The following is a 12,531-nucleotide window of genomic DNA, read 5'->3' on the forward strand; positions in this document are numbered from 1 at the left end:
CGCAGCAGCCGGGACCAAAGCCCATGGCCGCCGGCGACATCGCGAGAGGCGCTTGCGAGCGCCCGGCCCGCGGCGCACCATCGCATGAACCATCGTTCCAAGGAGCGCGGCCATGAAAGATCGAGCATCGTCCCGCCGGCTCCAGATGCTGGTTGCCGGGATCTTCTGGCTGCTCCTGCTCGCCGCCATCCCGCTGGTCCTGGCCGCCTCGCCACCCCGGCCCGATGCCCAGGTCCAGGTTCAAGCCCTGCAGCGTGCGGGCGACGCGGTGGTCGCCCTGCGCGTCACCGTGACCGAGGGTGCCACTTCGGCCGACAGCCTGGGTGTGCGGCGCTCCGGCTCAGGCGTGGTGATCGGGCCCGACGGGCTGATCCTCACCATCGGCTATCTCCTGCTCGAGGCCGAGACCATCGAGGTCATCACGCAGGACGACCGCACCCTGCCCGCGCGCCAGGTCGCCTACGACCTGGCGACCGGCTTCGGACTGCTGCGGCCGCTGGTGCCCTTGCGCGGCATCACGCCGGTGCCCTTCGCGGGCGTGAGCGGCCTGGCGCCGGGCGAGCCCCTGCTGGTCGCCACCGGCACCAGCAACGGCACCGAGGTGGGCTTCACCCGGCTGCTGGCCGTGCGGCCCTTCTCGGGCTATTGGGAGTACCACATCGAGTCGGCCCTCTTCACGAGTCCGCCGGTTCCCAATCACAGCGGGGCACCGCTCTTCAACCGCCAGGGCGAGCTGCTGGGCATCGGCAGCCTGTTCGTGCTCGAAAAGGCGGCAGAGGGCCAGGAACAGCGGGTGATCCCGGGCAACATGTTCGTGCCGGTCGAGCTGCTGCGTCCGGTGCTGGACGAGATGCAGGCCACCGGCCGCACGCGCGCCAGCGTCCGGCCCTGGCTGGGCCTCTCGTCCTCGGAGCGCGACGGGCACGTGCAGATCGTGCGGGTCGACCGCCAGGGGCCTGCGCTGGCCGCCGGGCTCCAGCCGGGTGACGTGGTGCTGGAGGTGGATGGCATCCAGGTCGCCACGCTGGAGGCCTTCTACAAGCAGCTCTGGAAGCGGCCCGCACCCGACGCCGAGGTCGAGCTCACGGTGCAGCAGGGCTCCGAGACGCGCAAAGTGCGCATCCATGCGGTGGACCGCATGAAGACGCTGCGCAAGCCGGCGGGGATCTGACTCAGCCCGGAATGCCCAGCACCCTGCGGTTGGCAGCAATGTCGATGCCGCCGGCCGCGAAGTCGTCGAAGGCGCGGTCGGCCACGCGGATGATGTGGTCGGCAATGAACAGCGCGCCCTCGCGCGCCCCGTCCTCCGGATGCTTGAGGCAGCACTCCCATTCCAGCACGGCCCAGCCGGGGAAGTCGTAGGCCGCCATCTTCGAGAAGATGGCCCCGAAGTCGACCTGGCCGTCGCCCAGGGAGCGGAAGCGGCCGGCCCGGCCGAGCCACGGCTGAAAGCCGCCGTAGACGCCCTGCTTGCCGGTCGGATTGAACTCCGCATCCTTCACGTGGAAGATCTTGATGCGCTCGTGGTAATGGTCGATGTAGGCCAGGTAATCGAGCTGCTGCAGCACGAAGTGGCTGGGGTCGTAGAGCAGGCAGGCGCGCGGGTGCTGGCCCACGCGCTCGAGGAACATCTCGTAGCTGACGCCGTCGTGCAGGTCTTCGCCCGGGTGGATCTCGTAGCAGACATCGACGCCGGCATCGTCGAACGCATTGAGGATCGGCAGCCAGCGCCGCGCCAGCTCGTCGAAGGCCTCCTCGATCAGGCCCGGCGGGCGCGGCGGCCACGAGTAGAAGTAGGGCCAGGCCAGCGCCCCCGAGAAGGTGGCGTGCGCCGTGAGCCCGAGGTTCGACGAGGCTCTGGCCGCCAGGTGCAGCTGCTCCACCGCCCAGGCCTGGCGCTTGACAGGGTCGTTGCGCACCTCGGGCGCCGCGAAGCCGTCGAAGCCCGCGTCGTAGGCCGGGTGCACGGCCACCAGCTGCCCCTGCAGGTGCGTCGACAGCTCGGTGATCCGGATGCCATGCCGCGCCAGCGTGCCCTGCACCTCCTCGCAGTAGGTCTTGCTGTCCGCCGCCAGGCGCAAGTCGAAGAGACGGGCGTCCCAACTGGGGATCTGCACGCCCTTGTAGCCCAGCCCCGCAGCCCAGCCGGCGATGGCGTCGAGCGAGTTGAACGGAGCGGCATCGCCCGCGAACTGGGCCAGAAAGATGGCCGGGCCCTGGATGGTCTTCATTCGGTCACTCCTGTGTGTCGAGTCGCACGCCAAAGAGGACGATCCTATCCCTGCGGCACTGTCCGACGCAGCGCCGGGGTGTGCTGTCCACTGCGAGGGGCTTTGGAACGTTTCACAATGCTTGTACCGTTACCGAAGGCGTGCGGCCCAGCACGGCGCCTTGATCGCGATGCCACAAACCGTTTCCGGCCGATTGAAGATCGGCTTGTCCGCCTGTTTTTCCCACGCCGACCCGGCGCGATCGCTGTTCACCAACAAGACGCTGCAGTACGTCGAGCAATCGATCACCCACTGGCTGATGTCGGCCGGTGCCATGGTGGTCATGGTGCCCTGCCCCACCGGCGAGACGGCGCGCGGCGACACCAAGCTCTCGCACTACGCGGAATGGCTGGACGGGGTGGTGATGCATGGTGGCGCCGACGTCTGGCCCGGCAGCTACGGCGAGGTGCCGCTGAAGGACGCCTGGGTCGGCGACCGCGTCCGCGACCTGTACGACCTCGCACTGGTCGAGGCCTTCGAAGAAGCCGGCAAGCCCATTTTCGGCGTCTGCCGCGGCCTGCAGCTCATCAACGTGGCCTTCGGCGGCACGCTTTACCAGGACATCGAGGCGCAGCATCCCAATGCGCTGCGGCACCGCGACCCGGTGACCTACGACCAGAACTTCCACGAGATCGGCATCGCCCCCGGCTCGCGGCTGGCGAAGCTCTATCCGGGCATGCAGCGCGCCCGGGTCAACAGCATCCACCACCAGGGCGTGAAGGACCTGGCGCCCGGCTTCGAGGTCGAGGCCTGGAGCATCCCCGACCGCGTGCCCGAAGCCATCCGCCGCAAGGACGGGCGCGGGCGCAGCTACATCGCCGCCACGCAGTGGCATCCGGAATTCCACAAGTACGGCAGCACCGAGACGGTGGACGACACACCGATCCTGGAAGACTTCCTATGGGCGTGCGCGACCGCGAAGGTGAGCCCGAGGGGCCCGCTGCGCACCGCCCCGGGCCGCATCCGCAACCGTGCGGCGCGGCTGCTGCGGCAGGCGCTGCTGATGCGCTAGGACGGCGGCGCTAGTCGCGCGAGGACCGGTTGCGCGTGCCGCTGACGGCCGCGTCGATGGTGCCGAACACCGTCACGCCGCTGCTGCTGCCGATGGTGGGACGCTCGCCGGCGGCGGGCGCAGGCGACGAGGCGCAGCCCGCGACGGCGCCCAGCGCTGTAACGAGGCACAAGGCGAAAACAAGTCTCTTCACTGGCTTTTCCTTTCGTCAGCTCAGGTGCTTGCCCACGATACCGGCGATCTCGAACATCGTCACCTGGTCCTTGCCGAACACCGGCTTGAGCTTGGCGTCGGCATTGATGGCCCGCTTGTTGGCCGCATCCTGCAGCCCATGGGCCTTGATGTAGTCCCACAGCTTCTTGATGACTTCGGTGCGCGCCACGGGTTCCGCGCCGATCACCGCGGCCAGTGCATCGCTGGGTTTCAGGCCGGCCGCGGGCTTGCGCGCGGCGGCCTTCTTCGCCGCGGGCGCCTTCGCCTTGGCCGGTGCAGCGGCCTTCTTCGCGGCCGCCGGCGCGGACTTGGCAAAGCTCTTGCGCGCCGGGAACTTGCTGTCGCGCGGCTCGAACTCGAAGCTCACCTTGCCCTCCTCCGCATTCCAGGCCAGGAAGGCCTTGAAGGGCCGGCGCGTGCGCATGGAGACGAACTTGTCGAGCAGGTCGGTCTTGCCGGTGGCCAGCAGCTTTTCGATCTGCGCGCGCTCCACCGGCTGCTGCAGGATGATCTTGCCGGTCTTGAAGTCGCAGCTGGGCGTGGGCTGGGCATCGGTGGGCACGGACTTCTCGCAGACATAGTTGCTGGCGTTCTCGAACACGCGCGCGCCGCATTTCGGGCAGGGGCCGAGCGGATGCTGGTCGCTGAAATCGACGATCTCGCCGGTCTCGCCATTCTTGTCGTCACCGAAGTCGAACTCCAGCTTCCAGTTCTTCGCCTCCTCGTCGTACTTGAGGATGATCTCCGAGGTGAAGGGCCAGCCGGCCTTGGAGCGGAAGCCCTCCAGCGGGCCGATGTGCTTGTCGCGCACCAGCTGCTCGGCCTCCACCACCTCGAAGGTGCGGCCGGCCGGCGACTTGCCGAAGGAGAAGCCGCAGCCCTCCTGGCCGGGCTTTCCGGTGCAGGCATAGCGGCGGTAGTTCTCGCGCACCACGCCGCCGCAGTTGGGGCAGGGCGTGGCGAGCGTTGCGTAGTCGCCGGGCACGGTGTCGCGGTCGTATTCCTTGGCCTTCTTGACGATGTGCTCCGTCATCTCGGCGATCTCGCGCATGAAGGCCGCCCGGCTGAGCTTGCCGTGCTCCATCTGCGCGAGCTTGTATTCCCACTCGCCGGTGAGCTCGGCCTTGGACAGCTCCTCCACCCCCAGGCCGCGCAACAGCGTCATCAGCTGGAAGGCCTTGGCGGTGGGGATCAGCTCGCGGCCTTCGCGGTGGATGTACTTCTCGGCCAACAGGCCTTCGATGATCGCGGCGCGCGTGGCGGGCGTGCCCAGGCCCTTTTCCTGCATCGCCTCGCGCAGCTCGTCGTCGTCGATGGTCTTGCCGGCGCCTTCCATGGCGCCGAGCAGCGTGGCTTCGGAGTAGCGCGCCGGCGGGCGGGTCTTGAGGGCCTTGAGCTCCGCCGATTCGACCTGCACGATCTCGCCGGGCTTGACCGGCACGAGGCGCTTGCCGTCCTTGTCGTCTTCCTTCTCGTCGTCCTGGGCTTCCTTGCCGTAGATGGCGAGCCAGCCCGGCTTGACCAGCACCTTGCCGTCGGTACGGAAGGGGTACTTCTTGCCGCCCTGCTCGACCGTGCTGATGCGCGTGGTCACCTGGTACTCGGCGCTCGGAAAGAACACCGAAAGGAAGCGCCGCACCACGAAGTCGTAGAGCTTCTGCTCGGCATCCGACAAGCCGCTGGGCGCCTGCAGGGTGGGAATGATCGCAAAGTGGTCGCTGACCTTGGCGTTGTCGAAGACGCGCTTCGAAGGCTTCACGTAGTTGTCGTCCAGCGCCTGCCTGGCGAAGGGCGCGAGGTGCTTCATGCCGCTGTTGGCCAGCATGCCGAGGGTCTGCTTGACCACCGGCAGGTAGTCTTCGGGCAGAGCGCGCGAGTCGGTGCGAGGGTAGGTCAGCGCCTTGTGGCGCTCGTAGAGGCTTTGCGCCAGTGCGAGCGTGGTCTTGGCGCTGAAGCCGAAGCGGCTGTTGGCTTCGCGCTGCAGCGAGGTCAGGTCGAACAGGAGGGGCGAGGCCGTGGTGGTGGGCTTGCTTTCCTCGGTGACGCTGGCCGGCTTGCCGCGTGCGGCCTCGGCGATCTCCCTGGCCTCGCGTTCGTTCCAGACGCGATCGGCGCGCTGCTCGGGATCGGCCAGGCCGTCGGGCCCGGGCGGTGGCTTCTTCCAGGTCGGGTCGAACCACTTGCCCGGGTAGGTGCCCGCCTCGGCCAGGAAGCTGCCATGCACTTCCCAGTAGTCGCGGCTCACGAACTTGCGGATTTTCTCCTCGCGTTCGACCACCACCGACAGCGTGGGCGTCTGCACCCGCCCCACCGTGGTGAGGAAGAAGCCGCCGTCGCGCGAGTTGAAGGCGGTCATGGCGCGGGTGCCGTTGATGCCGACCAGCCAGTCGGCCTCCGAGCGCGAGCGCGCGGCGTCGGCCAGGCCCTTCATCTGCTGCTCGGTGCGCAGCTGCTCGAAGCCTTCGCGGATCGCCTGCGGCGTCATCGACTGCAGCCACAGGCGCCTGACCGGCTTGCCCAGGGGCGCCTTGCCGCCCGCGTACTGCTCGATCAGGCGGAAGATCAGCTCGCCCTCGCGGCCTGCGTCGCAGGCGTTGATCAGCTGGCCCACGTCCTTGCGCTTGGCCTGCTTCACCACGGCGTTCAGGCGGGTCTTGGTTTTGTCGACCGGCTTCAGGTCGAAATGCGGCGGGATCACCGGCAGGTTGGCGAAGCTCCACTTGCCGCGCTTGACGTCGAACTCCTCCGGCGCCTGGATCTCCACCAGGTGGCCGACCGCACTGGTCACCACGTACTGCTCGTTCTCGAAATGTTCCTCGTGCTTGTCGAACTTGCCGGCCACCGGCGTGAGCGCGCGCACGATGTCCTGCGCCACCGACGGCTTCTCTGCAATTACCAAAGTCTTCATCAACAGTTCCTCATATCAGGCCGACGCCGGGCCGCCCCAAGGCGGCCTGCGGCCCCCTCGGGGGGCAGCGACGACACGCAGTGCGGAGCGTGGGGGCCACATCTACAATCTGCGGCTTCTCGCGTGCGCACGCGCACGCGCATGCGTACATATTCAAACTAACAGACTTCGGCGATGGCTTCCAAATCCCCCACAAACGGCGGGCGCCGCATCCAGACGCGCCGCTCCGGTGTCCACGGCAACGGCGTATTCGCCGTCCAGGACATCGCGGAGGGCGAGACGCTGATCGAGTACAAGGGCGAGCTCATCACCTGGAAAGAGGCGCTCAGGCGCCATCCGCACGACCCCTCCCAGCCCAATCACACCTTCTACTTCCACATCGATGACGGGCGTGTGATCGATGGTGGAGTCAAGGGCAACGCCGCGCGCTGGATCAACCACTCCTGCGAGCCCAACTGCGAGGCCGACGAGGACAAGGGGCGCGTCTTCATCAAGGCGCTGCGCAACATCGCGGCGGGCGAGGAGCTCAGCTACGACTACGGCCTGATCATCGACGAGCCCTACACCAAGAAGCTGAAGGCCGACTTCCCCTGCTGGTGCGGCTCCGACCAGTGCCGAGGCACCCTGCTCGCGCCCAAGGACGACGAAAAGAAGGACAAGAAGAAGAAAAAGGCCAAGAAGGACAAGAAGGCCAAGAAGAAGGACGACAGGCACTGACCATGGCCGCCCCCTGGTTCGAAGACGACATCGCCGCCGCCGTGGCTCCGCTGCTGCCGCGCCTGGCGGTCGAGGTCGTCGACGAGATCGATTCGACCAGCAGCGAGCTGATGCGGCGCGCCCGCGAGGGCCGTGCGCAGCCGGTGCTGCTGGTCGCCAAGCGCCAGACCGCCGGCCGCGGGCGCATGGGACGGGCCTGGCAGAGCGCGCAGGACGCGGGCGAGCCCGCCTCGCTGACCTTCTCGCTGGGCCTGCCGCTGATGCCCCGGGACTGGTCGGGGCTCTCGCTCGCGGTCGGCGTCAGCGTGGCGGAGAGCCTGGACCCTTCGAACGAGGCGCGCATCGCGCTCAAGTGGCCCAATGACCTGTGGGTCGAGGACCGCAAGCTCGGCGGCATCCTGATCGAGACTGCGCTGCCCCAGGACGGCGCGGCCGAGCGCTACCTGGTGATCGGCATCGGCCTCAACATCGGCGCCCGCGAGGCCACGGGCATGAGCACTCCGCCGGCATGGCTCGCGCAATGGCGGCCCGACGCTTCCGCACCCCGGGTGCTGCGCGAGATCGTGCCGCCGCTGGTGGCGCATGTGCTGCTGTTCGGCGAGCGGGGTTTCGTGCCCTTCGCCGAGCGCTTCGCCGCCCGCGACACCCTGCGCGGCCGCGAGGTGCAGCTGAGCGACGGCACCACGGGCCGCTGTACCGGTGTCGGCTGGGGCGGCGAGCTGCTGGTGCAGACGCCCGCGGGCGTGAAGACCATCACCAGCGCCGAGGTCAGCGTGCGGCCGGCGCCGTCGAACGGCTGATCATGCGGCTGCGTGCGCTCGTCGTCCTCCTGCTGTTGGCGAACCTGATCTACTTCGCGTGGGCCCGCGGCGGGCTCGCGATGTTCGGCACCGTGCCTGCGCGCCTGGGCCAGAGCGAGCCGGAGCGGCTGAAGCAGCAGATCCGGCCACAGTTGCTGCAGATCCGCAAGGACGAGGGCGCGGCGGCCACCAAGCCCTAGTGGACCGTCGCAGTCGATCCGAATTGGCTGGCAGGGTCCGCTAATCATCCGCCTGCCCATTGGCGTCGAAGCGCAGGCTGAAGCGTGCGCCCGGCGGCTGCTGGCCTGGATGGGCGTCTTCCAGCTGCACGGTCGCATGGTGCTGCCGCGCGATCTCGAGCACGATCGGCAGGCCCAGGCCCGACCCGTCGGCCTCGTTGCCCAGCACGCGGTAGAACGGCTCGAACACCAACTCGCGCTCGTTCTCGGGAATGCCCGGGCCGTTGTCCTCCACCTGCAGCACGATGATCCGGCCGAAGGGGTCTCCCAGCACGCGCGCGGTGATCACGCCCGGGCGCCCGGGCACCGAGGGCGTGTAGTTGATGGCGTTGTCGACCAGGTTGCGCACCAGCTCCTTCAGCAACGTGGCATTGCCTTCCAGCACCACGCCCGGCGCGCCCGCTTCCGCCCCGTCGTAACCCAGGTCGATGCGCTTCTCGATGGCGCGCGGCACGGCTTCGCGCACCACCTCGATGGTGAGCTTGGCCAGGTCGCAGGGCTGGCGTGCCACGGCGGCGCCGCTGCCCTCGGCGCGCGCGAGCGACAGCAGCTGGTTGACCGTGTGCGTCGCGCGCATGCTCGCCCGGCCGATCTGCTTGAGCGACTGCTTGAGCTCGTCGGCATTGGCGCCCTCGCGCTGCGCCAGGTCGGCCTGCATGCGCAGCCCGGCCAGCGGGGTCTTGAGCTGGTGCGCCGCGTCGGCCAGGAAGCGCTTCTGCGTGCCGATGGAGTCGCTGAGCTTGTTCAGCAGATCGTTGACCGACAGCACCAGCGGCACCACCTCCAGCGGCACCAGCGATTCGTCCAGCGGGCTCAGATCGCCGGGGCGGCGTTCGCGGATGCGGGCCTCGATCACCGACAGGGGCTTGATGCCGCGCACCAGCGCCAGCCAGATCAGCAGCACCGCCAGCGGCAGGATCGCGAACTGCGGCAGCAGCACGCCCTTGATGATCTCGCCCGCCAGCACCGACTGCTTCTCGCGCGTCTCGGCCAGCTGCAGCAGGGCCGGCGGCGACTCGGTCGACGGGCCGGCGATCCACAGCGAGGCGACGCGCACCGGTTGGCCGTGCATCTCGCCGTTGTGCAGGTAGACCACGCCCGGCGCGGGCACCTCCTCGGTATTGGGCTCCGGTACGTCGCGATCGCCGGCGAGAACTTGTCCGTCGCCGTTCTTCAGCTGGAAGTAGATGTGGTCCGTGTCGTGGGCGCGCAGGATCTCGCGTGCCGAGGGGGTCAACACGAAGGGCTCGCGGTCCGGCGTCACGTCCACCTCCTTCGCCAACGCGCGGATGTTGTATTCGAGCGTGCGATCGAAGGGCGCGTTGGCGATGCCCTGGGCCACCAGCCAGGTCACGCCGATGCTCACCGGCACCAGCAGCAGGAGCGGCGTGAGCATCCAATCGAGGATCTCGCCGAAAAGGGAGCGCTGCGCGCGCTGGAAGAGCTTCACCGAGCGCTTTGAAAACGGATCAGGGGATCTTTTCGAGGCAGTAGCCGAGGCCGCGCACCGTGGCGATGTGGATCGGACCCTTCTCGATCTTCTTGCGCAGGCGGTGGATGTAGACCTCGATCGCGTTGAGGCTCACCTCCTCGCCCCACTCGCACAGGCGCTCGACCAGCTGGTCCTTGCTCACCAGCCTCCCGGCGCGCTGCAGCAGCACCTCCAGCAGGCCCAGCTCGCGCGCCGACAGCTCGATCATCTTGCCGTCGATGGTTGCCACCCGGCCGGCCTGGTCGTAGACCAGCGGGCCGTGCTTGATGGAATTGCTGGTCGCGCCCATGCCGCGCCGCGTGAGCGCGCGCACGCGCGCCTCGAGCTCCTGCAGAGAGAAGGGCTTGGCCATGTAGTCGTCGGCGCCGTAGTCCAGGCCCTTGACGCGCTCCTCCACGCTGTCGGCCGCGGTCAGCACCAGCACCGGCAGCTGCGAGCCGCGCGCGCGCAGGCGCTTGAGGATCTCGAGGCCGTGCATGTTGGGCAGGCCGAGATCGAGGATCAGCAGGTCGAATTCGCTGTTGGTCATCAGCGCGGCGTCGGCTTGCGAGCCGGTGGCCACGTGGTCCACCGCCGAGCCCGAGGTGCGCAGGCTGCGCAGCAGCGCATCGGCCAGCACCTGGTCGTCTTCCGCAATCAGTATTCGCATGCCGCGTCTCCAGAGATGGCGGGCTTGCGCGGGCCGCCGGGCCGTCTCCCGTTTCGGATTCTAGGCGGCCGCATAGGCTTCGAGCCCGATGGAAACCACGGTGGCGATCTCGTCCCCGACGCTCGCGCGGAACTCGCCCTCGGCCTGCGCCACCGCCTTGCGGAAAGCCTCCAGCCAGGCCAGGCCGTCGGCGGTGAACAGCACGCGCCGGGCGCGGGCGTCATGCGTATCGGGGCCGCGCGTCACCAGGCCCCAGGCCTCGCACTGGTCGACCAGCTTTCCCATGGCCTGCTTGGTCATGCCGGCGCGCTCGGCCAGCTCGGTCAGCCGCGAGCCCTCTCGCGCCAGGTGGCGCGTGATGTGGATGTGGGCGGCGCTCACCTGCGCGCGCGCTGCGAGGTTGGACAGCGCGAGCGGCACGTCGGCGTCGTGCGCCATCAGGGCCAGCACGCGCTCGTCGAAACGGCGCATGGCATGGCCCAGCAGGCGGCCCAGATGGGTCTGACGCCAAGCGTCGGGGTCGATCGAGAATGCGGGGTCCGTCACGGCCGCCGATAGTAAGCCAAGCTGACCAAAAAATGGGTTTACTCCGACCTATCGGCCTCTACACTACTGTTCAGGCATCCAGGCTGTTGTTAAAAGCAGCTTGGATGAATCCCTCTACAACCCATTGATCCTCCAGGAGATTTTCCGCATGGACGCAGTCGTCAAGGGCACCAGCATCGCCGGCGCCAACACCGAAAAAGCCAAGGCCCTCCAGGCCGCTCTGGCCCAGATCGAGAAGCAGTTCGGCAAGGGCACCATCATGCGGCTGGGCGAGGGCGAGGCGCTGGAGGACATCCAGGTGGTTTCCACCGGCTCGCTGGGCCTGGACATCGCCCTCGGCGTCGGCGGCCTGCCGCGCGGCCGCGTGATCGAGATCTACGGTCCCGAATCCTCGGGCAAGACCACGCTCACGCTGCAGGTCATCGCCCAGATGCAGAAGCAGGCCGGCACTTGCGCCTTCGTCGATGCCGAGCATGCATTGGACGTGCAGTACGCGCAGAAGCTGGGCGTGAACCTGTCCGATCTGCTGATCAGCCAGCCCGACACCGGCGAGCAGGCCCTCGAGATCGTCGATTCGCTGGTGCGCTCGGGCGCAGTCGACCTGATCGTCGTCGACTCGGTCGCCGCGCTCACGCCCAAGGCCGAAATCGAGGGCGAGATGGGCGACTCGCTGCCCGGCCTGCAGGCGCGGCTCATGAGCCAGGCGCTGCGCAAGCTCACCGCCACCATCAAGAAGACCAACTGCATGGTCATCTTCATCAACCAGATCCGCATGAAGATCGGCGTGATGTTCGGCTCGCCCGAAACCACCACCGGCGGCAATGCGCTGAAGTTCTACGCCTCGGTGCGCCTGGACATCCGCCGCATCGGCACCATCAAGAAGGGCGACGAGGCGATCGGCAACGAGACCAAGGTCAAGGTGGTGAAAAACAAGGTGTCGCCGCCCTTCAAGACAGCCGAGTTCGACATCCTGTTCGGCGAGGGCATCAGCCGCGAGGGCGAGATCATCGACATGGGCGTGGCCGCCAAGATCGTCGACAAGTCAGGCGCCTGGTACGCCTACAACGGCGAGAAGATCGGGCAGGGCCGCGACAACGCGCGCGAATTCCTGCGCGAAAACCCGTCGCTCTCGCGCGAGATCGAAAACAAGGTGCGCGAGTCGCTGGGCATTCCGCTCCTGCCCGAGGATGCGGGCGAGGCCGCTTCCGGGGGCTGATCACCGGTGATGGCCTCCAGCGCTCCTTCCCTCAAGGGCCGCGCCCTGCGCCTGCTCGGCCAGCGCGAACATTCCCGCAGCGAGCTCGAACGAAAGCTGGCCAAGTACGAGGAAGAGCCCGGCACGCTGGCGCGCGCGCTCGACGAGCTGGCCGCCAAGGACTTCATCAGCGAGGCCAGGGTGGTGCAGTCGGTGCTGCACCAGCGCGCAAGCCGTCACGGCGCGGCGCGCGTGCGGCAGGAGCTGCTGCACAAGGGCATTGCACCCGAGGCGGTGGCCGAGGCAATGGCCGCGCTGGCGGGCAGCGAGCTCCAGCGGGCCCGCGAGGTCTGGCAGCAGCGCTTCGGCACGCCGCCGCAGGATGCGGCCGAGCGCGCGAAGCAGATGCGCTTCATGCTGGCGCGCGGCTTCGCCGCCGGTGTGGTTGCGAAGGTGCTGCGGGACGACTTCGAGCTCTGAGCCGGCCTCG

The 12,531-nt window shown here is 68.3% G+C and carries 13 protein-coding genes; 7 read left to right on the forward strand and 6 right to left on the reverse strand.

Annotation, left to right across the window (positions count from 1 at the left end; all coding sequences use genetic code 11):
* Positions 1-112 precede the first annotated feature (112 nt).
* Positions 113-1,171 (forward strand): S1C family serine protease, encoded by a 1,059-nt coding sequence (locus tag AC3A6Y_RS02180; RefSeq protein ID WP_487866588.1) that lies wholly within the window; start codon positions 113-115, stop codon positions 1,169-1,171.
* 1 nt (position 1,172) lies between these two features.
* Here AC3A6Y_RS02180 and AC3A6Y_RS02185 read toward each other — a convergent pair whose 3' ends face one another.
* Complete coding sequence (locus tag AC3A6Y_RS02185) at positions 1,173-2,231, reverse strand: sugar phosphate isomerase/epimerase family protein (RefSeq protein ID WP_487866589.1); 1,059 nt, start codon at positions 2,229-2,231, stop codon at positions 1,173-1,175.
* A 169-nt stretch (positions 2,232-2,400) separates the two neighbouring features.
* Between AC3A6Y_RS02185 and AC3A6Y_RS02190 the strand changes: the two genes are divergently transcribed.
* A complete protein-coding gene (locus tag AC3A6Y_RS02190) occupies positions 2,401-3,282 on the forward strand; it encodes a gamma-glutamyl-gamma-aminobutyrate hydrolase family protein (protein WP_487866590.1) in 882 nt (293 codons plus the stop codon).
* A gap of 10 nt (positions 3,283-3,292) precedes the next feature.
* Here AC3A6Y_RS02190 and AC3A6Y_RS02195 read toward each other — a convergent pair whose 3' ends face one another.
* Both AC3A6Y_RS02195 and AC3A6Y_RS02200 read right to left on the reverse strand, forming a co-directional pair.
* Complete coding sequence (locus AC3A6Y_RS02195) at positions 3,293-3,475, reverse strand: hypothetical protein (RefSeq protein WP_487866591.1); 183 nt, start codon at positions 3,473-3,475, stop codon at positions 3,293-3,295.
* 15 nt (positions 3,476-3,490) lie between these two features.
* Positions 3,491-6,403, reverse strand: a complete 2,913-nt coding sequence (locus AC3A6Y_RS02200) for a DNA topoisomerase III (protein WP_487866592.1) — start codon at positions 6,401-6,403, stop codon at positions 3,491-3,493.
* A 174-nt stretch (positions 6,404-6,577) separates the two neighbouring features.
* Between AC3A6Y_RS02200 and AC3A6Y_RS02205 the strand changes: the two genes are divergently transcribed.
* The 3 genes from AC3A6Y_RS02205 to AC3A6Y_RS02215 are packed head-to-tail and all read left to right on the forward strand — an operon-like array spanning position 6,578 to position 8,120.
* Positions 6,578-7,120 (forward strand): SET domain-containing protein, encoded by a 543-nt coding sequence (locus AC3A6Y_RS02205; protein ID WP_487866593.1) that lies wholly within the window; start codon positions 6,578-6,580, stop codon positions 7,118-7,120.
* Between the two features lie 2 nt (positions 7,121-7,122).
* A complete protein-coding gene (locus AC3A6Y_RS02210) occupies positions 7,123-7,920 on the forward strand; it encodes a biotin--[acetyl-CoA-carboxylase] ligase (RefSeq protein WP_487866594.1) in 798 nt (265 codons plus the stop codon).
* A 2-nt stretch (positions 7,921-7,922) separates the two neighbouring features.
* Positions 7,923-8,120, forward strand: a complete 198-nt coding sequence (locus tag AC3A6Y_RS02215; protein WP_487866595.1) for a sporulation protein — start codon at positions 7,923-7,925, stop codon at positions 8,118-8,120.
* A 40-nt stretch (positions 8,121-8,160) separates the two neighbouring features.
* On the opposite strand, the gene AC3A6Y_RS02220 is transcribed toward AC3A6Y_RS02215, so the two are convergent.
* The 3 genes from AC3A6Y_RS02220 to AC3A6Y_RS02230 are packed head-to-tail and all read right to left on the reverse strand — an operon-like array spanning position 8,161 to position 10,846.
* The gene (locus AC3A6Y_RS02220) at positions 8,161-9,609 is read right to left on the reverse strand and encodes a sensor histidine kinase N-terminal domain-containing protein (RefSeq protein WP_487866596.1); all 1,449 of its coding nucleotides are present in this window, start codon (positions 9,607-9,609) and stop codon (positions 8,161-8,163) included.
* A gap of 19 nt (positions 9,610-9,628) precedes the next feature.
* Positions 9,629-10,300 (reverse strand): response regulator, encoded by a 672-nt coding sequence (locus AC3A6Y_RS02225; protein ID WP_106556183.1) that lies wholly within the window; start codon positions 10,298-10,300, stop codon positions 9,629-9,631.
* A gap of 60 nt (positions 10,301-10,360) precedes the next feature.
* Positions 10,361-10,846 (reverse strand): MarR family winged helix-turn-helix transcriptional regulator, encoded by a 486-nt coding sequence (locus AC3A6Y_RS02230; RefSeq protein ID WP_487866597.1) that lies wholly within the window; start codon positions 10,844-10,846, stop codon positions 10,361-10,363.
* 148 nt (positions 10,847-10,994) lie between these two features.
* Between AC3A6Y_RS02230 and recA the strand changes: the two genes are divergently transcribed.
* Together recA and recX are read left to right on the forward strand one after the other, a co-directional pair.
* Complete coding sequence (gene recA / locus AC3A6Y_RS02235) at positions 10,995-12,062, forward strand: recombinase RecA (protein WP_487866598.1); 1,068 nt, start codon at positions 10,995-10,997, stop codon at positions 12,060-12,062.
* 9 nt (positions 12,063-12,071) lie between these two features.
* Complete coding sequence (gene recX / locus AC3A6Y_RS02240) at positions 12,072-12,521, forward strand: recombination regulator RecX (RefSeq protein WP_487866599.1); 450 nt, start codon at positions 12,072-12,074, stop codon at positions 12,519-12,521.
* Positions 12,522-12,531 lie beyond the last annotated feature (10 nt).

This window comes from Variovorax sp. Soil_C_17 (assembly GCF_057657265.1).

Excerpts from the sequence above, each read along its gene's own strand:
- AC3A6Y_RS02225 (WP_106556183.1), bottom strand. The coding sequence starts at position 10,300 with ATGCGAATACTGATTGCGGAAGACGACCAGGTGCTGGCCGATGCGCTG.
- AC3A6Y_RS02190 (WP_487866590.1), top strand. The coding sequence starts at position 2,401 with ATGCCACAAACCGTTTCCGGCCGATTGAAGATCGGCTTGTCCGCCTGT.
- AC3A6Y_RS02215 (WP_487866595.1), top strand. The coding sequence starts at position 7,923 with ATGCGGCTGCGTGCGCTCGTCGTCCTCCTGCTGTTGGCGAACCTGATC.
- AC3A6Y_RS02210 (WP_487866594.1), top strand. The coding sequence starts at position 7,123 with ATGGCCGCCCCCTGGTTCGAAGACGACATCGCCGCCGCCGTGGCTCCG.
- AC3A6Y_RS02180 (WP_487866588.1), top strand. The coding sequence starts at position 113 with ATGAAAGATCGAGCATCGTCCCGCCGGCTCCAGATGCTGGTTGCCGGG.
- AC3A6Y_RS02185 (WP_487866589.1), bottom strand. The coding sequence starts at position 2,231 with ATGAAGACCATCCAGGGCCCGGCCATCTTTCTGGCCCAGTTCGCGGGC.
- AC3A6Y_RS02205 (WP_487866593.1), top strand. The coding sequence starts at position 6,578 with ATGGCTTCCAAATCCCCCACAAACGGCGGGCGCCGCATCCAGACGCGC.
- recX (WP_487866599.1), top strand. The coding sequence starts at position 12,072 with ATGGCCTCCAGCGCTCCTTCCCTCAAGGGCCGCGCCCTGCGCCTGCTC.
- recA (WP_487866598.1), top strand. The coding sequence starts at position 10,995 with ATGGACGCAGTCGTCAAGGGCACCAGCATCGCCGGCGCCAACACCGAA.
- AC3A6Y_RS02200 (WP_487866592.1), bottom strand. The coding sequence starts at position 6,403 with ATGAAGACTTTGGTAATTGCAGAGAAGCCGTCGGTGGCGCAGGACATC.